At 59.9% G+C, this 22125-nt stretch carries 23 protein-coding genes; 8 read left to right on the top strand and 15 right to left on the bottom strand.

The features are described from left to right. Window positions 1-121: 121 nt before the first annotated feature. The 3 genes from metK to argH all read right to left on the bottom strand — a co-directional run bounded on the left by metK (window position 122) and on the right by argH (window position 3961). Window positions 122-1330: a methionine adenosyltransferase gene (gene metK / locus HCU74_RS13660; protein WP_168450993.1), complete on the bottom strand. Its 1209-nt coding sequence runs from the start codon at window positions 1328-1330 to the stop codon at window positions 122-124. Between the two features lie 48 nt (window positions 1331-1378). After that, window positions 1379-2398, bottom strand: a complete 1020-nt coding sequence (locus tag HCU74_RS13665; protein ID WP_168450994.1) for an ArsR/SmtB family transcription factor — start codon at window positions 2396-2398, stop codon at window positions 1379-1381. Window positions 2399-2563: 165 nt separating this feature from the next. After that, on the bottom strand, window positions 2564-3961 hold the full coding sequence (gene argH, locus HCU74_RS13670; protein ID WP_168450995.1) for an argininosuccinate lyase: 1398 nt from the start codon (window positions 3959-3961) through the stop codon (window positions 2564-2566). A gap of 206 nt (window positions 3962-4167) precedes the next feature. On the opposite strand from argH, the gene HCU74_RS13675 reads away from it, so the two are divergent. From HCU74_RS13675 to HCU74_RS13700, 6 genes are all read left to right on the top strand, one after another. Then, window positions 4168-5775 (top strand): hypothetical protein, encoded by a 1608-nt coding sequence (locus HCU74_RS13675; protein ID WP_168450996.1) that lies wholly within the window; start codon window positions 4168-4170, stop codon window positions 5773-5775. A 149-nt stretch (window positions 5776-5924) separates the two neighbouring features. Then, the gene (gene hemC, locus HCU74_RS13680) at window positions 5925-6869 is read left to right on the top strand and encodes a hydroxymethylbilane synthase (protein WP_168450997.1); all 945 of its coding nucleotides are present in this window, start codon (window positions 5925-5927) and stop codon (window positions 6867-6869) included. Beyond that, window positions 6853-7659 (top strand): uroporphyrinogen-III synthase, encoded by an 807-nt coding sequence (locus HCU74_RS13685; RefSeq protein ID WP_168450998.1) that lies wholly within the window; start codon window positions 6853-6855, stop codon window positions 7657-7659. Before hemC ends, HCU74_RS13685 begins: the two co-directional genes overlap by 17 nt. After that, window positions 7640-8785 (top strand): uroporphyrinogen-III C-methyltransferase, encoded by a 1146-nt coding sequence (locus HCU74_RS13690; protein ID WP_168450999.1) that lies wholly within the window; start codon window positions 7640-7642, stop codon window positions 8783-8785. Before HCU74_RS13685 ends, HCU74_RS13690 begins: the two co-directional genes overlap by 20 nt. Then, the gene (locus HCU74_RS13695) at window positions 8782-9990 is read left to right on the top strand and encodes a heme biosynthesis HemY N-terminal domain-containing protein (protein WP_168451000.1); all 1209 of its coding nucleotides are present in this window, start codon (window positions 8782-8784) and stop codon (window positions 9988-9990) included. The genes HCU74_RS13690 and HCU74_RS13695 overlap by 4 nt, the downstream gene beginning before the upstream one ends. A 57-nt stretch (window positions 9991-10047) precedes the next feature. Next, complete coding sequence (locus HCU74_RS13700; RefSeq protein WP_168451001.1) at window positions 10048-10371, top strand: tetratricopeptide repeat protein; 324 nt, start codon at window positions 10048-10050, stop codon at window positions 10369-10371. 100 nt (window positions 10372-10471) lie between these two features. On the opposite strand, the gene HCU74_RS13705 is transcribed toward HCU74_RS13700, so the two are convergent. The 10 genes from HCU74_RS13705 to HCU74_RS13750 form a co-directional block, all read right to left on the bottom strand. Beyond that, the gene (locus tag HCU74_RS13705) at window positions 10472-10816 is read right to left on the bottom strand and encodes a HopJ type III effector protein (RefSeq protein WP_168451002.1); all 345 of its coding nucleotides are present in this window, start codon (window positions 10814-10816) and stop codon (window positions 10472-10474) included. A gap of 176 nt (window positions 10817-10992) precedes the next feature. Further along, complete coding sequence (locus tag HCU74_RS13710) at window positions 10993-12639, bottom strand: TIGR03545 family protein (protein ID WP_168451003.1); 1647 nt, start codon at window positions 12637-12639, stop codon at window positions 10993-10995. A gap of 140 nt (window positions 12640-12779) precedes the next feature. Continuing rightward, window positions 12780-13394 (bottom strand): 2Fe-2S iron-sulfur cluster-binding protein, encoded by a 615-nt coding sequence (locus HCU74_RS13715; RefSeq protein ID WP_168451004.1) that lies wholly within the window; start codon window positions 13392-13394, stop codon window positions 12780-12782. A gap of 5 nt (window positions 13395-13399) precedes the next feature. Further along, window positions 13400-13999 carry an RdgB/HAM1 family non-canonical purine NTP pyrophosphatase gene (gene rdgB / locus HCU74_RS13720; protein ID WP_168451005.1) on the bottom strand — a complete coding sequence of 200 codons (600 nt, stop codon included), beginning with the start codon at window positions 13997-13999 and terminating at the stop codon, window positions 13400-13402. Window positions 14000-14001: 2 nt separating this feature from the next. Next, window positions 14002-14469 carry a DUF4426 domain-containing protein gene (locus HCU74_RS13725; protein ID WP_168451006.1) on the bottom strand — a complete coding sequence of 156 codons (468 nt, stop codon included), beginning with the start codon at window positions 14467-14469 and terminating at the stop codon, window positions 14002-14004. Between the two features lie 29 nt (window positions 14470-14498). Then, window positions 14499-15089 carry a methionine biosynthesis protein MetW gene (gene metW, locus HCU74_RS13730; protein WP_168451007.1) on the bottom strand — a complete coding sequence of 197 codons (591 nt, stop codon included), beginning with the start codon at window positions 15087-15089 and terminating at the stop codon, window positions 14499-14501. Beyond that, the gene (metX, locus tag HCU74_RS13735) at window positions 15089-16258 is read right to left on the bottom strand and encodes a homoserine O-succinyltransferase MetX (protein WP_168451008.1); all 1170 of its coding nucleotides are present in this window, start codon (window positions 16256-16258) and stop codon (window positions 15089-15091) included. The genes metW and metX overlap by 1 nt, the downstream gene beginning before the upstream one ends. A 162-nt stretch (window positions 16259-16420) precedes the next feature. Further along, the gene (locus tag HCU74_RS13740; protein WP_168451009.1) at window positions 16421-17008 is read right to left on the bottom strand and encodes a YggT family protein; all 588 of its coding nucleotides are present in this window, start codon (window positions 17006-17008) and stop codon (window positions 16421-16423) included. 5 nt (window positions 17009-17013) lie between these two features. Further along, window positions 17014-17841, bottom strand: a complete 828-nt coding sequence (proC, locus tag HCU74_RS13745; RefSeq protein WP_168451010.1) for a pyrroline-5-carboxylate reductase — start codon at window positions 17839-17841, stop codon at window positions 17014-17016. A gap of 95 nt (window positions 17842-17936) precedes the next feature. After that, window positions 17937-18650, bottom strand: coding sequence for a YggS family pyridoxal phosphate-dependent enzyme (locus HCU74_RS13750; protein ID WP_168451011.1), 714 nt, complete (start codon window positions 18648-18650; stop codon window positions 17937-17939). Window positions 18651-18832: 182 nt separating this feature from the next. Here HCU74_RS13750 and HCU74_RS13755 point away from each other — a divergent pair, with 182 nt between their 5' ends. Beyond that, window positions 18833-19867 carry a type IV pilus twitching motility protein PilT gene (locus HCU74_RS13755; RefSeq protein WP_168451012.1) on the top strand — a complete coding sequence of 345 codons (1035 nt, stop codon included), beginning with the start codon at window positions 18833-18835 and terminating at the stop codon, window positions 19865-19867. A gap of 37 nt (window positions 19868-19904) precedes the next feature. Then, complete coding sequence (locus HCU74_RS13760; protein ID WP_168451013.1) at window positions 19905-21062, top strand: PilT/PilU family type 4a pilus ATPase; 1158 nt, start codon at window positions 19905-19907, stop codon at window positions 21060-21062. A gap of 8 nt (window positions 21063-21070) precedes the next feature. On the opposite strand, the gene ruvX is transcribed toward HCU74_RS13760, so the two are convergent. Beyond that, window positions 21071-21490 (bottom strand): Holliday junction resolvase RuvX, encoded by a 420-nt coding sequence (gene ruvX / locus HCU74_RS13765; protein WP_168451014.1) that lies wholly within the window; start codon window positions 21488-21490, stop codon window positions 21071-21073. 53 nt (window positions 21491-21543) lie between these two features. Beyond that, window positions 21544-22113, bottom strand: a complete 570-nt coding sequence (locus tag HCU74_RS13770; RefSeq protein WP_168451015.1) for a YqgE/AlgH family protein — start codon at window positions 22111-22113, stop codon at window positions 21544-21546. Window positions 22114-22125: the final 12 nt, after the last annotated feature.

The following is a 22125-nucleotide window of genomic DNA, read 5'->3' on the forward strand; positions in this document are numbered from 1 at the left end:
GCACCCTCATTAAAACTCCAATAATTTCTCTAGCGTCTAGCGTCTAGCGTCTAGCGTCTAGCGTCTAGCGTCTAGCGTCTAGCGCCGTTGGCCTCTCCCGTCTCCCGTCCAGCCTCTCCCTTCAAAGCGCCGCTTTCAGTGCCTCGGCGCGGTCGGTTTTCTCCCAGCTGAAGGCGGTGGCGGTTTCGCTGCGCACTTCACCGTTTTCCTTGTAGGTGTAGGTGTGCTCGTAGGGGTCGCGGCCGAAGTGGCCGTAGGCGGCGGTCGGCTGGTACATCGGGTGAGCCAGGTCGAGCATTTTGGTAATGCCGTAGGGGCGCAGGTCGAAAACTTCCCGTACCGCGGCGACCAGTTTGTCGTCGCTGACTTTGCCGGTGCCAAAGGTGTTGATGGAGATTGATGTGGGCTCGGCAACGCCGATGGCGTAGCTCACCTGAATTTCGCAGCGGTCGGCGAGGCCGGCGGCGACGATGTTTTTGGCGACGTAACGGCCAGCATACGCTGCGCTGCGGTCAACCTTGGAGGGGTCCTTGCCGGAGAATGCCCCGCCACCGTGGCGAGCCATGCCGCCGTAGGTGTCAACGATGATTTTACGGCCGGTCAGGCCGCAGTCGCCCACGGGGCCACCGATGACAAAGTTGCCGGTGGGGTTGATATGAAACTTGGTGCCAGCGTGCAGCAGTTCGGCGGGCAGGACGTTTTTGATAATTTCTTCACGCACCGCTTCCTGCAGGTCGTTTTGGCTGATTTCGGGGTTGTGCTGGGTAGACAGTACCACCGCGTCAACGGCTACCGGCACGCCGTTTTCGTAGCGCAGGGTAACCTGGCTTTTGGCATCAGGGCGCAGCCAGGGCAGCACGCCGTTTTTGCGCAGGTAGGCCTGACGCTCTACCAGACGGTGAGAGAAAAACAGCGGGGCGGGCATCAGCGACGGGGTTTCGTTGGTGGCGTAGCCAAACATCAGGCCCTGATCGCCCGCGCCCTGATCTTCCGGCCTGGCGCGATCTACGCCCTGGTTGATATCGACAGACTGTTTGCCGATAGCGTTCAGTACCGCACAGCTGGCGCCGTCGAAGCCGACGTCGGAGCTGTTGTAGCCGATGCCGGTAATGACATCGCGAATGATATCTTCCAGATCGACGTAGCAGGAGGTAGTGACCTCGCCGGCAACGACCGCCATACCGGTTTTTACCAGGGTTTCCACGGCGACACGGGCGTGCTTGTCGCGGGCGATAATCGCGTCGAGTACGGCGTCAGAAATCTGATCGGCCATTTTATCCGGATGTCCCTCGGAGACGGACTCGGAGGTGAAAATACTGTATTCAGACATGCTGTCTTCCTCTGTAAAAGACCCTGCCGTGGCAGTGGGGTCGCGGTATTAAAGGTGGTTCGGCTTGATAAATTGCCGAACCTGTACTCGAAATCCGTTGAGCTGAGCCAAATAGGCTGCGGGGCCTTCCTGCAGCCCGCAGGCACTGGCCCACTCGCTTAAGTCATCTGGCTCAATGCCCAGCCACAAATCGCCGCAGGCGTCTCTGGCCCAGTTTTGGTCGTGGGGGCACAGCTCTGTTACCGAAAACAGGCCGCCGGGTTTTAGCAGCCGCTCGGCGTCGTGAAAAATATCCGACGGTGAGGGCACATGGTGCAGCACCATATTGCACACCACGCAGTCCGCTGCCGCCGTTGGCAGTTCGTCACTGCTGCTGTTGCCGAGAATAAAACGGGCATTGTTCAGGCCCTTTGCTTCGGCAAACTGCTGGGCCTGGGCCAGCATGGCGTCACTGTTATCCAGCGCGATCACTTCGTGGTAATGGCCTGACAGTTCGGCGAGAAAGGCGCCTTCGCCGGGGCCGATTTCAATGGCCAACTCACCGCCCTCGGGCTGGCTGGCGCGCAACAGTTCGGCGCTGCTCTGGCCGTATACCGCATAGGCGACCATCTGCTCCTGTTGCTCGTGAAACTCCCCGGCGTGCTCGGCAAAAAATGCTCTGCTGCGTTCGGCCCGCTCGGCGACCACTTCTTCCAGTCGCTGTTGTTGGTCTGCGCTCAGTGCCAATTGGTCGGCGCTATTCAACAGGGCTTCATGCAGTGCGGCTAGCGCTGAGTGTTCACTGCGCCAGCAGCGGCGATAGAACAGACTGTTGCCCTCGCGCCGTTTGGTGACCAGCCCTGCTGCGGCAAGTATTTTCAGGTGGTGGCTGAGCCCGGACTGCCGCGCATCCAGAATGTGGCACAGCTCCTGTACCGAATAGGCGTTGCGGCTCAATACTCGCAAAACCTGCAGGCGCAACTCATCCCCCCCGGCCTTGCAGAGTTGTTGCAGGGCAGTGGCGTAAGCGGCTTGTGCTTCCGGTGGCGATGTCGCGTCGGTGGCCACGGAGCGGATACGGGCTTCCATGCCGCGCAGTGTAACAGTGATTTAATCTATATCAAAATATTTTGATATAGGTTTTGCTGTGATGGGGTGTCATGGAAAGGGCGCGTGCAGGGAAGCCCCACCGCGGGCGGCGGTGGCTGAAAAGAGGAAGGGGTCGTTGTCTGCGGGGCGGAAAGCCCCGCGCAGCTAGCGTTGGTTCAGGCGTTGTGCCGCACGGTCGGCGGCGGCCAGCACCTGTTTCGGGGCGGTGCCGCCAATATGGTCGCGGGCGTTGATAGAACCTTCGAGGGTCAGTACTTCAAACACGTCTTCGTCGATGTCGCCGCTGAACTGACGCAGCTCTTCGAGGCTCATCTCAGACAGGTCTTTCTTCCGGGCGATACCGTAGGCCACGGATTTGCCGACCACTTCGTGGGCGTCGCGGAAGGGCAGGCCCTTGCGAACCAGATAGTCGGCCAAATCGGTTGCGGTAGAGAAACCGCGCATGGCGGCTTCGCGGGTCACGTCGGCGTTGACGGTAATCGCCGGCACCATGTCGGCGTAGGCCTTGATGCTGTCCTTGAGAGTGTCGATCACATCGAAGATCGGTTCCTTGTCTTCCTGATTGTCCTTGTTATAGGCCAGCGGTTGAGACTTCATCAGCGTTAACAGGCTGATCAGGTGACCATTTACCCGCCCCACCTTGCCGCGAATCAGCTCGGGCACGTCGGGGTTTTTCTTTTGCGGCATGATCGACGAGCCCGTACAGAAGCGGTCGGGCAGGTCGATAAAGTTGAACTGGGCTGAGGTCCACAGTACCAGTTCTTCGCTGAAGCGGGACAGGTGGGTCATCAGCAGGCTGCCGGCGGCGGCAAATTCAATGGCAAAATCGCGATCGCTCACCGAGTCCAGTGAGTTTTCTGTAGGGCGATCAAAGCCCAGCAGTTCGGCGCTGTAGTGGCGGTCTATGGGGTAGGTTGTTCCCGCCAGTGCCGCCGCGCCCAGGGGGCTTTGGTTCATGCGCGCGCTGCAGTCTTTCAGTCGGCTGTAGTCCCGCTCCAGCATTTCATTCCACGCCAGCATATGGTGGCCAAAACTCACTGGTTGCGCGGTTTGCAGGTGGGTGAAGCCGGGCATAATGGTATGAGCTTCGCGGCGGGCCAGCTCGACCAGCCCGGTTTGCAGGCGGGTTAATTCGCCGCAGATAGCGTTGATTTCGTCGCGCAGGTACAGGCGGATATCGGTGGCGACCTGGTCGTTGCGCGAGCGACCGGTGTGCAGCTTCTTGCCGGTGATGCCGATTTTCTGCGTCAGTCGCGCCTCGATGTTCATGTGTACGTCTTCAAGGCCCACAGACCACTCAAAGGTGCCCGCTTCTATTTCACTGCGAATTTCTTCCAGTCCGGTCTGGATCTGGATCAATTCATCGCCGGTGAGAACCCCGACCTTGGCCAGCATGGCGGCGTGGGCGAGAGAGCCGTTGATGTCGTGGTGGTAAAGGCGCTGGTCAAAGCTGACTGACGCGGTAAAGCGCTCGACAAATTTATCGGTGGCCTCGGCGAAGCGACCGCCCCAGGGCTTGATACTTGGCTCTTTGTTACTCATTGTCTGGTGGTCCTGTTCTGCGGTTGGGCCCGTGCATCTAGCTTCTGGGCCGCTTCTAGTCAAGGCGCGCAGTATATCAGACTTCCTTGTTTGTGACGGAGTCTGAGCTAATGCCGAAGAGTGTGGCATCGTCATATAACTGTCATAAACCCCTCGCATACTTCGCTTCATTTCCCCCTGTGTAACCTTGTCGCGAAGGAGTGATCATGAATAAGGTCAGCGCCCCCCGCGCGAAACTCGTCGAACTGCTCTGGCAGTTAAAGCAGAACTATGACCAACTCGATGGTGAGCGCAATATTCACTTCAATACCTTGCTGCGGGACTCGGATTTTCGCCGCGAACTGATTAACGAAGCCGCAGTAAGCAGCAACCGGGAACTGCGGGAAATTGGCCAGAGCTTGAGGGTGTTGAATACCGACGGCGAGTTAACCCAAAGTCGCATTCGTAGCGCACCGCTGAACCCCGATATTGCCGAAACCGTGGCGGCGGTCACTGGAAAGAAAAAACAGAACAGCGGGCGACTGGCGCTTGCTGCGCTGGTGCTGCTGGCGGTGGCGATAGGAGGCTTTGTTGCCCTGAACCCCATGTCCGGTAACGAGCAAAGTGTGCGCGGTTCCCTGAACGGCGAACATTTCTGGACGGCAGATAAATCGTGGCTACTCGATGGCATTGTGTATCTTGAGGCGGGCGCTCGCCTGACCATAGAAGCGGGTACTGTGGTCAAGGGCTTGCAGGGTAGCGCCTTGGTGGTCACCCGCGACGCCACAATTATGGCCCGGGGCGCGGCGCAGGCGCCGATCGTATTTACCAGTGCCAAGGACGCGGGTGCGCGCCAGGCGGGAGATTGGGGTGGCCTGGTGCTGTTGGGCAATGCGCCGGTGAACACCCGCGATGCCCAGATTGAAGGTGTACCATTGACCGACACCCGTGGGATGTTCGGGGGGGTGGATAGTCGCCACAACTGCGGTGTTCTGGAGTACGTGCGTATTGAGTTTGCCGGTTACGAGGTCTACGCCAACAACGAGCTGAACGGTCTGACCCTGGGGGGCTGTGGCAGCAATACCATTGTGCGTCATGTGCAGGTGCACCGAGCCTCTGATGACGGCATTGAAGTATTTGGCGGCACGGTTGATCTGAAGCACGTGCTGATCAGCGGGGCAGCGGATGACTCGCTGGACTGGGATATGGGCTGGACTGGCCGCGTGCAGTTTTTGCAGGTGCTGCAGTACCCGGGCATTGGCGACAACGGCTTTGAGGCGGACAACCGCGATGGTCGCCACGATGTCGAGCCAGTGTCTCAGCCGACCTTTTACAATGTGACCTTGCAAAGCATGTCCGGTGCCGAGAAATATCAGCGCGGAATGACTTTGCGCCGCGGCACCGGCGGCCATTTCAATAATATGATTATTGATGGCTTTTCCGGCGAGGCGATTGATATCAAGGACCTCAGCACAGTGAGCCGGCTCGGCAGCGGTATGATGAGTTTCTCCGGTTTGCTGATCCACAATATTGGCGCCGACGGTCGCAGCTTTTTTGCGGCGGAGCTGGGCGCGCAGGACGACGATGGCGGCTTTGATGAGCTGACCTTCTTCAGGGACGCAGCGCGCCTTGGTGTTTCGCCACAGCATCGCCCCGGCTCAGCGCTGCTGGAACAGCCGGAATTCCGCCTGGCGGCGCAATCGCCCGCCCGTGAGGGTGCGGTGGCCGTGCCCGAGGGTGAATTCTGGGATGAAGCCGCAAACTACCTGGGCGCAGTGCGCCCCGGCAGCAACACCACCTGGATGGATGGCTGGAGCGCGTTTCCGGTCCATTGACGCGACTACTGCCGCCGCGCCGGGGTAATGTGCTGACATGCCTCGGGGGCGGCTACTGCCCCTTTTCCTCAGATCCACTCAGTTCAGTGGTTCAGTCTGGCAGATGGCTGGCGTATGATAAGACGCTTTAGCTATTCTGGACCCCCTCTATGCCCGATCGAATTCTCCGTATCGCCACCCGCGAAAGCCTCCTTGCTTTATGGCAGGCGGAATATATCAAGGCGCGTCTCGAAGCCGCACATTCGGGCCTGCAGGTTGAATTGCTGGGTATGACGACCCGCGGCGACCAGCTGTTGGATTCGCCGCTGTCCAAAATTGGCGGCAAGGCGCTGTTCGTGAAGGAGCTGGAGCAGGCCTTGATCGATGGCCGTGCGGACATTGCCGTGCACTCGATGAAAGACGTGCCGATGGAATTTCCCGAGGGGCTGGGCCTGAGCATTATCTGCGAGCGGGAGGATCCCCGCGATGCCTTTGTCAGCAATCATTTCAGTAGTGTCGATGATCTGCCCGAGGGCGCTCATATCGGCACCAGTAGTTTGCGCCGCGAGTGCCAGTTGCGGGCCCTGCGCCCGGATTTGAAAGTATCCAGCCTGCGCGGCAATGTGCAGACCCGTCTGCGCAAGCTCGATGAAGGTCAGTTTGACGCGATTATTCTGGCGGCGGCGGGCCTGATTCGCCTCAAGCTGGAAGACCGAATTGCCGACTTTATGGCGGTGGAGCAGAGTCTGCCCGCCTGCGGCCAGGGGGCGGTGGGTGTCGAAACCCGCAGTGATGACCAGTGGGCGATAGACCTGCTGGCGCCGCTGCACGACCCGGCAACCGCTGAACAGGTGCTTGCCGAGCGGGCGATGAATCGGCGTTTGCAAGGCGGCTGTCAGGTGCCCATCGCGGGTTATGCGATTCCCGCCGAGACCGATGAGGGCGGATTGTGGTTGCGGGCGCTGGTTGGCGAACCCGACGGCAGCCGGGTGCTGCGAGCGGAGCTCACCGCTGCCAGCGACCCGGAGGCATTGGGGATCGCGGTCGCCGACCAACTGTTGGCGCAGGGCGCGGGCGAGATATTGAAAGCGGTATACGGTGACGCGAACTCCTGATATGCCCGGCCTGGGAGTGTTGATAACCCGCCCCGAAGGTCGTAACGGCGACCTGCAGGCCGCTCTGGAAGGGGCGGGTGCCCGAGTGTGTGTGCAGCCCCTGCTGGACATTCAGCCGTTGGCAGATAGCGAGCCGGAGTGGCAGGCCAGCCGACGGCGGCTGATGGACCTCGACCTGTACCGGCACCTGATTTTTATCAGCGTCAACGCGGTTGAGCAGGGTTTGCTGCGCATTGAAAGCCTCTGGCCCCAGTGGCCCCAGGGCATCCAGTGTTATGGTGTGGGTGAGGCGACCCGCGCAGCCCTGGCTAATTGCGGGTTGCCATTGCAACTGGTGGATAGCATTGGGGCCAACGACAGTGAAAGCCTGCTGGCCTGTCCCTCACTGCAAAAGGTTGCCGGCGATGGGGTGCTGATCGTGCGCGGGGTGGGGGGCCGGGAAACACTGGCGACTAAATTGCGTGAGCGCGGCGCCCGGGTAGACTATGCTGAATGCTATCGACGGCGTCCCGTGGCACATGCGGCGGAGCGCCTGGCGGAGATATTCCGCGCAGGTGAGGTCGAGGTTGTCTGTCTGAACAGCGGCGACACCCTGAAATATTTTTGTGAGTGCACCGACACGGCGTTGCGAGGTCAACTTGCTGTCGTGGTGCCGGGCGCTCGTGTGGCAAGGCTTGCGCAAGACGCTGGTTTTCAGCAGGTTCTATGCGCAGAAAATGCAGGCACAGCAGCAACGCTGGCCGCAATAACCCAATGGCTGAGAGAGAAGCATGTCGGCACAAGACGGTGATAACAAAGAAAACGCTGAGACCGGTGTGATCGTTGCGGAAACAGGGGCCCCTGTTTCAGCGGACGACAAGGGTGAAAAAACGTCGAAAGCGAAACCTTCGAAAACCAAGTCCGGCAGGGGGCTGGCGGCGCTGGCGCTGCTGATCGGGCTCGCTGGATTAGCGCTGGCGGGCTGGGTTTACTACCAGCTTATTTATCTAAATGCCCAAAAAGCCCAGGCGGCGTCTGCCGAGGCGGCGCAAATCACTGAGCTGGTGGGCGAGCTCGAAAGTGCACAAAGTGAGACCAGTGCGGCGCTGGCCATGCAGCGCGCACGGGTCGCCGAATTGGAGGCGGCTCTGTCACAGCAGCAGGCGGTGGGGCAGCGGCAATATCAACAGATTACCGATCGGCTGCAAACCCTTAGCACCGTCGATCGCGATGATTGGCTGCTGGCAGAGGCTGAGTACCTGCTGCGGCTGGCGAATCAGCGCTTGCAATTGAGTGGTGATAACCGTGCTGCGGCGAAGCTGTTGGTCAGTGCCGACGATATTCTGCGCAGCATGGACGAGCCTGCGCTGCACCCGGTGCGAGCGGCGCTCGCTAAGGAACAGGCCGCGCTGCGCAGTAGCGCTGACTACGATCTGGAAGGCGCCTACCTGAAACTGCAGGGTATTGCTGACAGTGCAGCCAGTCTGGAGGTTTACGAGGCGCCAAGCTATGAGCCTGAGCCGGTGCCCGTGAGTGAAGAAGGGGATTGGCAGGAGAATCTGAAAAATGGATTTGAGCGGGCCTGGGGCAAGTTGCGCAGCTACATCCGCGTGCGCCAGCACGACGCCAACTTCCAGGCGAATCTGGCTCCTGAACAGGCCGAGGCCGTGCGCGCGAGCCTGCGGATGATGATCGAGCAGGCCCAACTGGCTCTGCTGGCCGAGCGCCCGGCACTGTATCGCCGCTCACTGGAAAAGGCCGCGAAGTTTTTGCGCGAATACTATCCCTTGAACGATCGTCGAGGGGCGGTACTGGCGCAGCTCGAACCGCTTATCGATGCACCGGTAAAGGCTGAGCGACCTGATTTGTCCGGGTCTTTGGCCGAATTGAAAGAGTTTATCAAGGCCCGCCGCTGGCAGCGTGAGGTTGGCCAATGATTCTCTTTTTCTATGCGTTGATTGCCCTGGTGGTCGCTGCGGGTGTAGCGGTTGCGATTCAATACGACAGTGGTTACCTGCTGTTGGCCTATGGTCAGACCACAGTGGAAATGACCCTGTGGGTGGCGGTGGCCGTGCTCGCGGTATTTTGCTTTGCCGTGTGGCTGCTGTTTTCATTTCTGCGGCGGGGGGCGAAGCTGACCGACCGCCTGGGATCGCTGCGCAGTGAGCGCCGCGCCCAGCGCGCCCGTCTGCAGCAGCACCGAGGGGTTGTCGCCTATGTCGAGGGCAATTGGCAAAAGGCCCGCCGGCTATTGCAGGACGCTGCCCACGACGGTGAGGGCCCGCTTATCGGTTATCTCCTCGCGGCGCGGGCTAGCCAGAGGCTGGGCGATGACAAGGGTGTGGTGCAGGCGCTGAGTCGGGCAGAACACTGCGGCGTCCGTGCCGATGTTGCTGTTGCCCTCACCCAGGCGGAGATCCAGATTGAGCGGGGGCAATTGGAGCCCGCGCTGGCGACCCTGAGCAGGTTGCGCAGTCGGGCTGATCGCCACCCCGCTGTTCTTGGGCTGCTGGCGCGGGTCTACCGCGGCCTTAATGACTGGACGGGCCTGCGCGAGCTGATACCGGAACTGCGCAAGCGCAGCCTGCTCGCCGACAATGATCTGGCCAGTCTCGAGGAGTTGGCCCTGCGCGGCGAAATGCGTAATTTGCAACAGGCCGGCGATGCCGCGGCATTGAAACAATGGTGGCGTCAGCTGTCCAAGGGCGACTGCCAGGCTGCGCTGCTACGGGACTATATTCCCGCGCTGCTGGCCGTGGCGGAGGCCGACGAAGCCAGCAATCTGTTGCGTCAGGCGATAAAAATGGAATGGCAGGATGACCTTGTTCTGCTGTACGCAAGCATCGATGACAGCAATCCCCAAAAGCAGTTGTCTACGGCGGAAGGCTGGCTCAAGGAGCACGGCGACAGCACCACCCTGCTGCTCGCGCTCGGGCGCATCAGCCTGCGCAACGAGCTATGGGGCAAGGCCCGGGAATACCTGGAGCAAGCCCATCGCGTGGCACCCTCGGCGGCGGTGTGCTTTGAGTTGTCGCGGTTGTTGGGCAACCTTGGGGAAACCGACGCGGCGGCGGCCTATCTGAGCGAGGGTATGCAATTGCAGGGGCAGCAGCTGCCAAGTTTGCCCCAGCCCAGAGGGTGACCGGCTTTCAATCAACCGTTGGCGACGTGCAGAGCGCGTTGCCCAAGTGAATAAAAAATGAATCTGGATGCACTGCGAAAAATGTTGGCCCGTGGCGCCGATAGCTCAATGTTGCGCTTTGGCTTGGGCTCTGCCCTCCTTGAGGAGGGCAGCTACGACGAAGCCTGTGAGCACCTGATACGTTGTGTTGAACAGGATGAGGACTATTCCGCCGCATGGAAGTTGCTGGGCAGGGCTTACGAACGCAGCGGCAACATTGGCGAGGCGCGGCGAGTGTGGCAGGAGGGCCTCGCCGCCGCCCAGCGCAGCGGCGACAAGCAGGTGGAGAGGGAAATCGAGGTTTTTTTGCGCAAACTCGCTAAACGTGATGCGTCCAACTAAATCCCCTGTGCCCGCGAGCTACTATCGTATCCAGTACAACTCTGGCGTTGTACTGACACGAGAACACGACGGCGAAGGGAGTGCGTGTCGCCGCTGAGTTTCAACTGGTCTTGGGGGTCAGTGCCTCGCCGTCAAAGTGAACGCCCGCCCAGCCGCTGCGGATAAAATTGCGGATATTCCCGTGATTGTCGGCCTCTGGCTGCTGCAGGACTTCCACCGTGTAAAAATCGCCGAAGGCATTCAGGGTAGCCTGTGGGCTGAGCTGGTGTAGCTGGGCGAAAGCGAAAATCTTGCAGGAGCCGTTATTGCTGCCGGCCTCATTGACCTGCTCACCATTGCGGAAACGGGTGGGGCTAAAGTCGTAATATTGATCGATGTGGCCGATAACCTCGGCGAAATCGACGGGGCCGTTGTTCAGTTTTGCAATCAGGGTGTCGTGACTCATGTGTACTCCTTGTTCAAGGAGGCAGAGTATACGGGATTGGTCAGGGCGGCGCAGCGGCAAGGCGGAATGCCACCTTGAAATGTCGCCGGACCGCAGCGGGCCGCCCCAGTCCGGCGAGTTGCTCCAACATCCGTGGCAGGCTGTGCTCAGCTAAAGTGAACTCAGCCGAGCAGGGCTCAGGATTTCAGCAACTCCTTCATCAGAGCCTGCAAGGCCGCTTCGCGGTCGCCGAGCAGCGACTGATAGCTACCCAGCAGTTCTTTCTTCTCCTGAAGGCCGCTGAGCTTGTCGCCATACTTGGCCTGTAGCTCGGTTTTCATTTCACCCTCCCATTCCTTGACCCGGGCCTTGAGCTCTGCCCCTAGAACATCGCCAAGAATACGGTCGAGATTGGATTTCAACTTGATAATGGGGTCGTCTACGCTGCCGTTAACATTCATGTCCATCACCAGCTTGCTGACACCCTCAAGGGCAGAGGCCAGGCTTTTCGCTGTGGCATTTTCTTCAGCGGCATTTTTGACCAGCAGTGAAGCCTGGTTGACCAGTCCCTCAACGGAGCCGGACAGTGAGTCGCCGTTGATACCAAAATTGGCGCTGATGTCGGCGATGCCTCGCTCCAGTTGCAGGGGGAGGTTGGGGCTTTGCGACAGGGAAATGCCCGCCAGTGCCAGCTGTTTCAGCGCCATGTTGAAGGTGCTCTTCAGGTCGCCGTTACGTTGGTCGAACAAGCCGTCGATGAATAATTGTGCCTGCTCTTCAACGCCGCCGGTCACCTTCAGCGTAGTGGGTTTGTCCCAGAAATCCTGCTGATCGGTAATGTTGAGAATTTCCCCGGTGTAGGCCAGCTTCTGTTCGCCGATCACCTGATAGCCGTCGATCAATACCTCCCGAATCAGTAATTTGACGGGCAGTTCACCTCCCTCGCTGGCGGCGGGTTGCTCTTCCCTGACGGCCATGTCGCCCATGGTTTGCTTGTACAGGGTCAGTCCTCGCTGAACGAGGTTGGTGGCGTCGTCACCAAGGAGAAAGCGCAACATGCCCTCGCTGCCCTGATCCAGGCCGTATTTTGCGGCAATACGGCGGGATTGAGCGCTGGGCAGATTCGCTGCGCGACTGGCCAGCGCCTTGGCTGTGGCGATGTCTGCCTGGAGTTCGCTGTTGAAGCCTTCGTATTGCTTCAGCTCGCCCTTGATATCGTCGCGCAGCTCCTTGGCACCCACCAAGCGTTCAAATTTATTGCGTCGTTTGAGGGCCTCCCAGCGGGCTTTATAGCCGTCAATATTGCTCTCCTCAGGGAGTGACTTTGAGTTTGTAGACCACTTCTCCTGCAGTGCGGCAAAGCCCTGTTCAATCTCTGCGACTTCCGCTTCGATAATGGCTTGCTCCTCGGCGATGACCGCTGAGGCATCTGGCAGGGCAATGCCGGGCATGGCGGAATCCGATTCCGGTGGTGGTGGCGGCATACTGCCATCCAGGGTGCCGGGGGTGCTGCGGGCGGTGTTCAGCTGCATGCCTGAGAGCAACACCTGATCCGCAATAAGCTGTTGTTTAATCAGAGCCCTGGCGTCGACATCGGCGGAAATTGTCGCGCTTTCCAACAGGTTGCGCATGGGCTCCTTGGGGTTGGCGACGGTCACGCCGTGGAGGGCGACATGTGTGGGGTAAAAGGCGATGTCCACACTGTCGACGTTAACCCTGGCGCCAACGGCTTTGCTACCTTCGCTTTCAATGGCCCATTTGGCGATGGGTTCAAGGGCAAACACCACGGTGGCGATCACGATGAGCAGCAGGATGCCGACTCCCTTCATAATCCGCTTTAGCATTCTAGTGTGTCTCCTTATCTTCTACGTTGTGGTACAGCATAGCATTCGCGGTCGGCGGGAAGGTGGAATTCCTCCCCGGTTCCAGTGCTACCGCGTTGAGGCAGATTCAGATCACCGGCGGCGCAGATAGTTTCCCGGTGTCAGCCGGTGGTAACAAACCATTGCCCGCGACCTTTGCGGGCGACGGCCAGTGCCTGCCGGGCGGTGTCTTCGTCCAGACCCTGCCATTGCAAGGACGGTGAGCAGGCGCGGTTGTGCAGTTGCCAGTCGCCGCAGCGGTGGGCGTCGATAAGCACCAGCCCGAGGCTGGGGACGGTGCTGGCGAGGGGTGCGTCGAGGGTGAGGCGGCGGCCTTCGCGGCGGCGCAACGTTGTGTTGGTGATGCTGTTGTCGTGAATAAGCAGAATATGGCAGGCGGGCTCAAGGCCGGAGCTGCGACCTGCGGGCAGCAACAGGGAAGTGTCGTTGATGATTTCGCAGCGCCAGGCCCGCTGGTGCGGCTGCAAGGGCAGCGAACCGAGAACGATGTTTGCGGTGGGCCGTGCGAGGCAAAGGGCGATGGTACTGCCCGCGCGGTAGCGACGGTGGTCGGGGTAGATCACCTCGCCGCTGAGCAGCTGGCAGAAGCAACGCTCACAGTTGCCGTTACGGCAGCTTCGGGCCAGTGGCCAGCCGGCAGCGAGGCCCTGCTGCAAAAGCGTGTCCTCGCGGTTCAGCGAGCAGTGCCGGGGTGTGCCGTCGACGGTGAGTCGCATGTCGTTCAGCTCGCCGGGAACTCCGATTGCAAACGCTGGATCAATTGGGCCACAGCCCGCCCGCGATGGCTGAGTCGATTCTTCTGCTGGCTGGGCAGTTCTGCCGAGCAGCAGCCCAGTTCGGGAATGTAGAAATGGGGGTCGTAGCCAAAGCCGTTCTCGCCTCTGGCGTCGTCAACGATTTCGCCGGGCCAGCGTCCTTCGCAAATAATGGGTGCGGGATCTTCGGCGTGACGGACGAATACCAGCGCGCAGTGGAAGTGAGCCCGGCGATCGTTGATGCCCTTCAGTTCGCGAATCAGCTTAGCGTTGTTGGCGCTGTCGTCGGCGTCGCTGCCGGCAAAGCGGGCGGAATATATACCCGGAGCGCCGCCCAGGGCGTTGACGCACAACCCGGAGTCGTCGGCGAGGGCGGGCAGCTGGGTGTGCAGTGAGGCATTGCGGGCTTTGATCAGCGCATTTTCAATAAAGCTCAGCCCGGTTTCCTCGGCCTCTTCCACGCCCAGGTCACTCTGCGCACTAAAGCGGAAGCGCTCACCCAACAGGCTGGAGAATTCGGCGAGTTTGCCGCGATTGCCGCTGGCCAGAACAATATGCAGTGACATAATCACTCCTCCCGGTAGAGCTTCTTATTGAACTGAATGTCATAGGGCAGGGCGCGGGTGGCGGTGTTGACCTTCAGGCGAAAGTCGCGGCGCTCTTCCTTGGTGTCGAGGCGGAACTCGGCAATGTAGTAGATCGCGTTCTGCTCGATTACCTCGCGAAACTCCAGCGGTGTGCGGTGAATCAGGTCAGAGGTGGTGCCGCTGACCTCGGCGCGTATCGCCTGTTGCTGGTTGCCGTCGCGGTGTTGCACGGCAACGTTGATCAGGAATTTGTCCTTGCCGCGAGTGATGCCGTAGCTGCGGGCGACCTCCGGGGACAGAAAGCTGGTGTTGAACACACTGAAATGCACCGTGTCAGCGCCAAAGGTTTTGGTGGTGGGGGTGGGGTCCGGGGGCGTGTACTGATCCTGAGCCTGTACGGGAAGGCTCAGACTGAACAGCAATACCAATGGTGCCAGCCATGTTGTCATGGTGCGAATTCCTTGAAGCATGTAAAGACTCATTTACTAATATGATAGACCGCAGTCACGCCGAGCAGGTTCGGAAAACGCCGAGCGAGGCCACCATGGCGGTTTTCGCCATTGATGACACTGCTGTGAAGAATGCGAATATTCATGTCCTGACACAGGACTTCGAAGTCTTTGACTGTGCAGAAGTGGATATTGGGGGTGTCGTACCAGGTGTAGGGCAGAAATTTGCTCACCGGCATACGACCGTGGCGGCTGAGATGCCAGCGACTGCGCCAGTGGCCAAAATTGGGGAAGGTGACAATGCACTCGCGGCCGACGCGGAGCATTTCTTCTATTACCAGATGGGGGTAGCGCAGGGTTTGCAGGGCCAGGGTCATCACCACAACGTCAAAACTGTCGTCGCGGAAGTCGCCAAGGCCGGTATTGAGGTCGTGTTCGATCACGTTGACGCCCTTGTGCAGGGCAGTGGTGATATTGTCGGGGTCGATCTCCAGACCGAGCCCGGACACCTGCTTTTCATCGGCCAGCATTTTCAGCAGGGTGCCGTCGCCGCAGCCGAGGTCGAGTACCCGTGCACCGGGTTTGATCCAGGGTTTGATCAGTGTCAGGTCCAAGCGCATTACAGGCCCTCCCCAACGCGGCTCATATAGGCGCCAAACACCGCGATATAGCGGGGAATGGGTATCAAAAAGGCATCGTGGCCGTGGTTTGCCTCAATTTCCGCATAGCTGACGGGTTTGTCGGCGGCGACCAGCGCGTTGACAATTTCCCGGGAGCGGTCGGGGGCGAAGCGCCAGTCCGAGGTAAAGGAGATCACCATAAACGAGCACTTGGCATGACTGAAAGCCGCCACCGGGTCGTCGTCGTATTCCCGGGCGAGGTCGTAGTAGTCCAGCGCCTTGGTCATCAGCAGGTAAGTGTTGGCGTCAAAGCTACCGGCAAAGCGCTCGCCCTGATGGCGCAGATAGCTTTCTACCTGAAACTCTACCGGCCCACTGGCACCGAGTTTTAAATCCCCGGCCTTGAGATCGCGGCCGAATTTTTCCTTCATGCCGTCCTCAGACAGATAGGTGATATGGCCGATCATTCGCGCCTGGGCCAGCCCCTGTTTGGGTGACGTGCCGTGTTCGAGGTAACGGCCTCCGTGGAAGGCAGGGTCGGAACAGATCGCGTTGCGGGCGATCTCGTTGAAGGCGATGTTTTGCGCCGACAGCTTCATGGCCGAGGCAATCACCACGCAGTGGCGCAGGGCGTCGGGATATTCCAGTGACCAGCGCATGGCCTGCATTCCGCCGAGGCTGCCACCAATGACGGCGGCCCACTGCTCGATGCCGAAGTGGGCCATCATCAGTCGCTGACTTTCGACCCAGTCGCGGCAGCGCAGGGGGGGGAAATCCGGTCCCCAGGGCTTTCCCGTGGCAGGGTTGAGGGTCGCGGGGCCGGTGGAGCCGTGGCAGCCGCCGATATTGTTGATGCTCAGCACAAAAAACTTGCGGGTGTCGATGGGCTTGCCCGGGCCAATGCAGCTGTCCCACCAGCCGGGCTTACGGTCGTCGGCACTGTGATAGCCCGCCGCGTGATGGTGGCCGCTGAGGGCATGGCAAATCAGAATGGCATTGCTGCGCGCGGCATTCAGTTCGCCGTAGGTTTCATAAACGATATCGTGCTCAGGTAGTTCCCGGCCACAGGCCAGCATCAGGGGCTGGTCGAAGTGCAGGGTTTGCGGGCTGACAATGCCTACGCTGTCACTGCCAAAGGGCGTGTCGGTGGCGTGCTGCTGCTCGGTCATTACTGTGATTGCGCCTTCTGTTTGCTGTGCGTACCCGCGATGTCGATGTTGCTCCGGTCGGTGTCGGATGGTGCTTGGCGACCGGCCTTTTGAATATGGCAGAACAGCGCTGAATCGCCAGCCTGCCGGTAGTAAAAGCCATTGCTTGCCGCGGGGGCGTGATTATAGCCCCAGCACCAGTCCCCGGGGCATTCCCGCCGAGGCGGCGGCGTGGCGCAGCAGCACTTCAAGTACATTGATCGACAGAAACACCAGAATGGGGGACAGGTCGAGTCCGCCCAGCGGTGGAATCAGCTTGCGAAAGGGCGCCATGACCGGCTCGGTCAGCTGTTGCAACAGCTGCGCACCGGGGTTGTGGCTGCCCTGGGCGACCCAGCTCAGGATGATGCTGCCGATAATCGCAAAAAAGTACAGGCTGAGCAGGGCGGACGCAATGCCGATAGCCGACCACAGCAGGATTTGCGCGGGATTGGGCAGGGCATTGAACAGCAGCTTGCACAGCAAGACAATGCCGATGGCCTGTATTGCATAGGCGACCAACAGCGACGATGAATCGATGCGTCCCATCGGCGGAATGAATCGGCGCAGCGGCAGCACCGCAGGATTACTGACTTTAACAATGGTCTGGCAGATCGGGTTGTAAAAATCCGCGCGGGCCAGTTGCAGCAGCATACGCAGCAAAAACAGCATCAGTGCGAGGCTGACGACGCTGTTGATCAGCAAAACGGTAATGTCGTTGATTGCACCCATGGTCTCTATTCTCCTTCCAGTTCGCGACCGAGTTCTTCCGAACGGTCGGCGGCGCCGCGCAGTGCCGTGCTCATCAGAGTGCGAAAGCCGCCCTCTTCCATGATTTCAATGGCGCGTTGAGTGGTGCCGTTTGGTGAGGTGACCCGGCGGCGCAGTTCGGCGGCGTCAACGTCGCTGTCCAGCGCCATTCGCGAAGCGCCAAAGGCGGTTTGCAGGGCCAGCCGGTTCGCGGTGTCGGCATTCAGGCCCAGTTCCGTTCCAGCCTGCTGAATGGCCTCGATCATCAGGAAAAAATACGCGGGGCCGCTGCCGGATACTGCAGTGACGGCGTCGAGGTCGCTTTCGGTATCGACCCACAGGGCCAGACCGGTGGCGCTGAGAATGTTCTCGGCGAGGGCTTTTTCGGCCTCGCTGACCGCGCTGTTGGCGAACAGACCGGTGGCGCCGCAACGTATCAGGGCGGGGGTATTGGGCATGCAGCGCACAATAGCGAGGCCGCTGCCCAGCCAGCGCTCTATGCTGGCGGCGGTAATGCCCGCGGCAATGCTGATAATAAGTGGCTTGCCGGTTTGTACGTCGGCGGCAATCTGCTCGCAGACGACTTTCATCAATTGGGGTTTGACCGCCAGTACCAGCACGTCGCAGCCGGGAATAATGTCGCCGTTATTTTCACTGGTGGTGATGTCGCCAAGCTCGCGCAGGCGTTGCAGGCTGTCACTGTTGGGGTCGCCGGCGCGAAGATTTGCCGCGCTGACGCCACTGGCGAGGAGCCCGCCAATAATGCTGGCGGCCATATTGCCGCCGCCGATAAATCCGATTGTCGCTGTACTCACCCTGACCTCCCGGTGATGCCCGGCTGCTGCCGTGCTGGCTGAAGTGCGGTGGAGTATATCAGGCTGGCCATGGCTGTCGAAGGGCGCAGGGGATATCAGCGCCGCCGTGGGCCAAATATCGCAGTGCCGATACGCAGACAGGTGCTGCCTTCGGCAATGGCTGCCGCCATATCGCCGGACATGCCCATCGACAGCGTGTCCAGCGTCAGTGCCGGACAGGTCTTCTGCAAGGTGTCGCGCAGGGCTCGCAACTTGGCAAAACTGCGGCGTTGCCGCGCCGGATCATCCTCGGCAGCGGGAATTGCCATCAGGCCGCGCAGGCGCAGTTGCGGCAGGGCGCTGATGTCGGCGGCGGCGTCGACCACCTCCTCGGGGCGAAAACCGCTTTTTCTGGTCTCGCCACTGATGTTGACCTGCAGGCAAATATTCAGTGGTGGTAGCTTGTCGGGGCGTTGCTCGCTCAGGCGCCGGGCGATTTTCATTCGGTCTACACTGTGCACCCAGGCGAAGTTCTCGGCAATGTCGCGGGTCTTGTTGGACTGGATCGGGCCGATAAAGTGCCAGTGAATTTCCGGGGTTTCGGTCCAGGTACGTAGCTCGGCCTGTTTGGCCAAGGCTTCCTGCAAATAGTTTTCGCCGATATGGTGGCAGCCCGCCGCGACAGCTTCGGCAACTTCCCCTGCGCTGCGGGTTTTACTGACCGCGAGCAGGCAAATGCTGTCGGCATCGCGTGAGTGTTGTCTGGCAATTATGGCGATTTGCCCTCGCAGCGATGCTATATTCAGTGCGATGGGGGAGGCGTTGGTCATCGTAAAACTGGCTCCGCACAGTGGTGTGAGTGGGGCTTTATGGCGCAGTTCACGACCTTCATGTCGTTAACTTGCGATAATGCAATTGCGCGCCCCTGCCCTGCAGCGCATCATAATCAGCTGAATACCCGCGCGCCACCGGGCAGCACAATAACTTGGTTGCCAGGCCTTTAAGGAGAGTCATGGATATCACAGAATTGCTGGCCTTCAGTGCCAAGCAGAAAGCCTCGGATTTACACCTTTCTGCCGGACTACCGCCAATGATAAGGGTTGATGGCGATGTTCGCCGTATCAACCTGCCACCGCTGGAGCACCGCGAGGTGCACGGTTTGATCTATGAAATTATGAACGACCGCCAGCGGCGTGACTACGAGGAGTTTCTGGAAACCGACTTTTCCTTTGAGGTTCCCGGCGTGGCCCGTTTCCGGGTCAATGCCTTTAACCACAACCGCGGCGCGGGGGCGGTATTTCGTACCATTCCGTCAAAGGTATTAAGCCTTGAAGAGCTGGGCATGGGCAAGGTGTTTATCGACATCTCCCTGCTCCCCCGGGGGCTGGTGCTGGTCACCGGGCCGACGGGGTCGGGTAAGTCGACCACGCTGGCGGCGATGATCGACTACATCAACGACAATAAATTCGACCACATTCTCACCGTGGAAGACCCCATTGAATTTGTCCATGAATCGAAAAAATACCTGGTTAACCAGCGCGAGGTACATCGGGATACCCACGGCTTCAACGAGGCCCTGCGCTCGGCACTGCGGGAAGACCCGGATATTATTCTGGTGGGCGAGCTGCGTGACCTTGAGACGATTCGGCTGGCATTGACCGCGGCGGAGACCGGGCACCTGGTGTTCGGCACCCTGCACACCACTTCGGCGGCGAAAACCATCGACCGGGTTGTTGACGTATTCCCGGGTGAGGAGAAGGCGATGGTGCGGTCGATGTTGTCGGAGTCGTTACAGGCGGTGATTTCCCAGACCCTGTTGAAACGCCCCGAGGGTGGTCGTGTCGCGGCCCATGAAATTATGATCGGTACTCCCGCGATCCGTAACCTGATCCGTGAAGACAAGGTTGCGCAGATGTACTCCGCCATTCAATCCGGCGCCAATGTCGGTATGCAGACAATGGACCAGTGCCTGAAAGAGCTGCTGCAGAAGCGTCTGATTACCCGCGATGCGGCCAAGCTGAAAGCGCGCTTCCCGGAAAATTTTTAAGCTCGCCGCAGGTTGTGGTGTGGTGCAGGAGAGTTAAGTGGAATTTGAAAAACTATTGCGGATTATGCATGACAAGGGCGCGTCTGACCTGTTCATTTCCGCCGGTGTACCGCCGTCGATCAAGCTCAACGGCCAGATGATTCCGCTGAGTAGCAATGCCCTCAGCCCCGAGCAGGCTCGGGAGGTGGTGCTGGGGGTGATGAACGAGCAGCAGCGCCGGGAGTTTGTTCGCGATAAGGAGTGTAATTTTGCCATCAGTTCCCGGGGAATCGGGCGCTTTCGGGTGAGTGCGTTTTATCAGCGCAACCTGGTAGGGATGGTGCTGCGGCGCATCGAGTCGAAAATACCGACCACCGACGACCTCGGGCTGCCGGAGATCGTCAAGGAACTGGCGATGACCAAGCGCGGCCTGATTATCTTTGTCGGCGCCACCGGCACGGGTAAATCCACCTCGCTGGCGTCGATGATCGGCCACCGCAACGAAAACTCGAAGGGGCATATTATTACCGTCGAGGACCCCATCGAATTCGTCCACCAGCACCGGGGGTGTATTGTCACTCAGCGGGAAGTGGGCATTGATACCGAGTCCTTTGAGGTGGCGTTGAAGAATATGCTGCGTCAGGCACCCGATGTCATTATGATCGGCGAGGTGCGCTCTCGGGAAACCATGGAGCACGCCATTACCTTTGCCGAAACCGGCCACCTTTGTTTGTGCACCCTGCACGCCAACAACGCCAACCAGGCGCTGGATCGCATCCTTCACTTTTTCCCGGCGGAGCGCCACGGGCAGCTGTGGATGGACCTGTCGCTGAATCTGCGGGCCATGGTCGCCCAGCAGCTGATTCCCACGCGGGATGGCGATGGTCGTCGTGCCTGTGTGGAAATTCTGCTGAACACGCCGCTGGCCTCTGACTTGATTCGCAAGGGCGATGTCGCCGGTTTGAAGGATTTGATGCGCCAGTCTACCGAGCAGGGCATGCAGACCTTTGATCAGGCGCTGTATGAGCTGTACACCGCGGGTGAGATCACCTATCAGGACGCCATTGCCCATGCGGATTCGGCAAATGATTTGCGCCTGCTGATAAAGTTGGGCAGCGACAACGACGTGGGTCGCATGACCTCGGCGGCGGGGCGGCTCAGTATTGAGGACAACGGCAAGGACTCCGGCAACAAGGGCGGAGTAGGGCGTTTCTGAGCAGCCCGTCAGGCCTGCTCGCGAAACCAGCTTTCCAGAATCAGCACCGCGCTCAGGCTATCGACACCGCGATCCTTGAATTCCCGGTTGCCGCCCTGCTCGAGCAGAGCGCCTTTGGCTTCGAAACTGCTCAGGCGCTCGTCGGCGAAATACACGGCGATGCCAAAACGGCCGTGGATGCGATTGCCGAACTTGCGTGCCCGCTGGGACATGTCCGACAAGCTGCCATCCATATTCAGGGGCAGGCCAACCACTACCGCATCGGGTTTCCATTCCCTGAGCAGGGCGTCGATATCCTCCCAGCGGGGAATGCCGTCCTTGGCCCGCAGTGCGGTCAAGGGCGAGGCCGTGCCGGTCAGGCTCTGGCCGACGGCGCAGCCGATCCAGCGCAGTCCGTAGTCGAAGGCGAGCAGGTGTTTTGCAGTCATTGCCGAGGTCTATGTCGTAGGGGCGCCCAGTGTAACGGAATATTGCTTGCGGATCAGGCGTGGCCGGTGTCCGAGCCGAGCTGGGCGAAGGAAATACCCAGTGTTGCCAGGGCGGCGTCGACCCGCTGCTCCGGTGGCACTGAAAAAATAACATTGTAGTCGGCGGGTACGGTCAGCCAGGTGTTTTCCTGCAGCTCTTCCTCCAGTTGGCCGGCGTCCCAGCCGGCGTAACCCAGTGCCACCAGAGCGTGTTCCGGGCCGCCCCGCCGGGCAATGGCGTCGAGAATATCCAGTGAGGTGGTCAAGGCAATGCTGTCGCTCACCGGGATGGAGGCGTCCCAGTCCTGGTGGCCGCGCAGGTGCAAAACGAAGCCGCGGTCGGTGTGCACCGGGCCACCGGCGTATACCGGTGCAGTATTGCGGTAGATGGGCTCATCGAAATCCAGCTGTTCGAGAATTTCATCAATCTGCATATCGAGTGGGCGATTGATAATAATGCCCATGGCACCGTGCTCATCGTGCTCGCAGAGAAAGGTAATGCTGTGCGCAAAGATCCCGTCGCTAAGGCTGGGCAGGGCGATAAGAAAGTGATTTTTCAGTGATTGAAAGCTGTTGTCGCCCATGTGTACAGCGCT

The sequence above is a fragment of the Spongiibacter thalassae genome (assembly GCF_012272835.1).
In the GTDB taxonomy this organism is placed as follows: Bacteria; Pseudomonadota; Gammaproteobacteria; order Pseudomonadales; family Spongiibacteraceae; genus Spongiibacter; species Spongiibacter thalassae.

Bases quoted from the DNA above. Each gene is read 5' to 3' on its own strand.
- metK (WP_168450993.1), bottom strand. From the start codon at position 1,330: ATGTCTGAATACAGTATTTTCACCTCCGAGTCCGTCTCCGAGGGACAT.
- HCU74_RS13665 (WP_168450994.1), bottom strand. From the start codon at position 2,398: ATGGAAGCCCGTATCCGCTCCGTGGCCACCGACGCGACATCGCCACCG.
- argH (WP_168450995.1), bottom strand. From the start codon at position 3,961: ATGAGTAACAAAGAGCCAAGTATCAAGCCCTGGGGCGGTCGCTTCGCC.
- HCU74_RS13675 (WP_168450996.1), top strand. From the start codon at position 4,168: ATGAATAAGGTCAGCGCCCCCCGCGCGAAACTCGTCGAACTGCTCTGG.
- hemC (WP_168450997.1), top strand. From the start codon at position 5,925: ATGCCCGATCGAATTCTCCGTATCGCCACCCGCGAAAGCCTCCTTGCT.
- HCU74_RS13690 (WP_168450999.1), top strand. From the start codon at position 7,640: ATGTCGGCACAAGACGGTGATAACAAAGAAAACGCTGAGACCGGTGTG.
- HCU74_RS13695 (WP_168451000.1), top strand. From the start codon at position 8,782: ATGATTCTCTTTTTCTATGCGTTGATTGCCCTGGTGGTCGCTGCGGGT.
- HCU74_RS13700 (WP_168451001.1), top strand. From the start codon at position 10,048: ATGAATCTGGATGCACTGCGAAAAATGTTGGCCCGTGGCGCCGATAGC.
- HCU74_RS13705 (WP_168451002.1), bottom strand. From the start codon at position 10,816: ATGAGTCACGACACCCTGATTGCAAAACTGAACAACGGCCCCGTCGAT.
- HCU74_RS13710 (WP_168451003.1), bottom strand. From the start codon at position 12,639: ATGCTAAAGCGGATTATGAAGGGAGTCGGCATCCTGCTGCTCATCGTG.
- HCU74_RS13715 (WP_168451004.1), bottom strand. From the start codon at position 13,394: ATGCGACTCACCGTCGACGGCACACCCCGGCACTGCTCGCTGAACCGC.
- rdgB (WP_168451005.1), bottom strand. From the start codon at position 13,999: ATGTCACTGCATATTGTTCTGGCCAGCGGCAATCGCGGCAAACTCGCC.
- HCU74_RS13725 (WP_168451006.1), bottom strand. From the start codon at position 14,469: ATGACAACATGGCTGGCACCATTGGTATTGCTGTTCAGTCTGAGCCTT.
- metW (WP_168451007.1), bottom strand. From the start codon at position 15,089: ATGCGCTTGGACCTGACACTGATCAAACCCTGGATCAAACCCGGTGCA.
- metX (WP_168451008.1), bottom strand. From the start codon at position 16,258: ATGACCGAGCAGCAGCACGCCACCGACACGCCCTTTGGCAGTGACAGC.
- HCU74_RS13740 (WP_168451009.1), bottom strand. From the start codon at position 17,008: ATGGGTGCAATCAACGACATTACCGTTTTGCTGATCAACAGCGTCGTC.
- HCU74_RS13750 (WP_168451011.1), bottom strand. From the start codon at position 18,650: ATGACCAACGCCTCCCCCATCGCACTGAATATAGCATCGCTGCGAGGG.
- HCU74_RS13755 (WP_168451012.1), top strand. From the start codon at position 18,833: ATGGATATCACAGAATTGCTGGCCTTCAGTGCCAAGCAGAAAGCCTCG.
- ruvX (WP_168451014.1), bottom strand. From the start codon at position 21,490: ATGACTGCAAAACACCTGCTCGCCTTCGACTACGGACTGCGCTGGATC.
- HCU74_RS13770 (WP_168451015.1), bottom strand. From the start codon at position 22,113: ATGGGCGACAACAGCTTTCAATCACTGAAAAATCACTTTCTTATCGCC.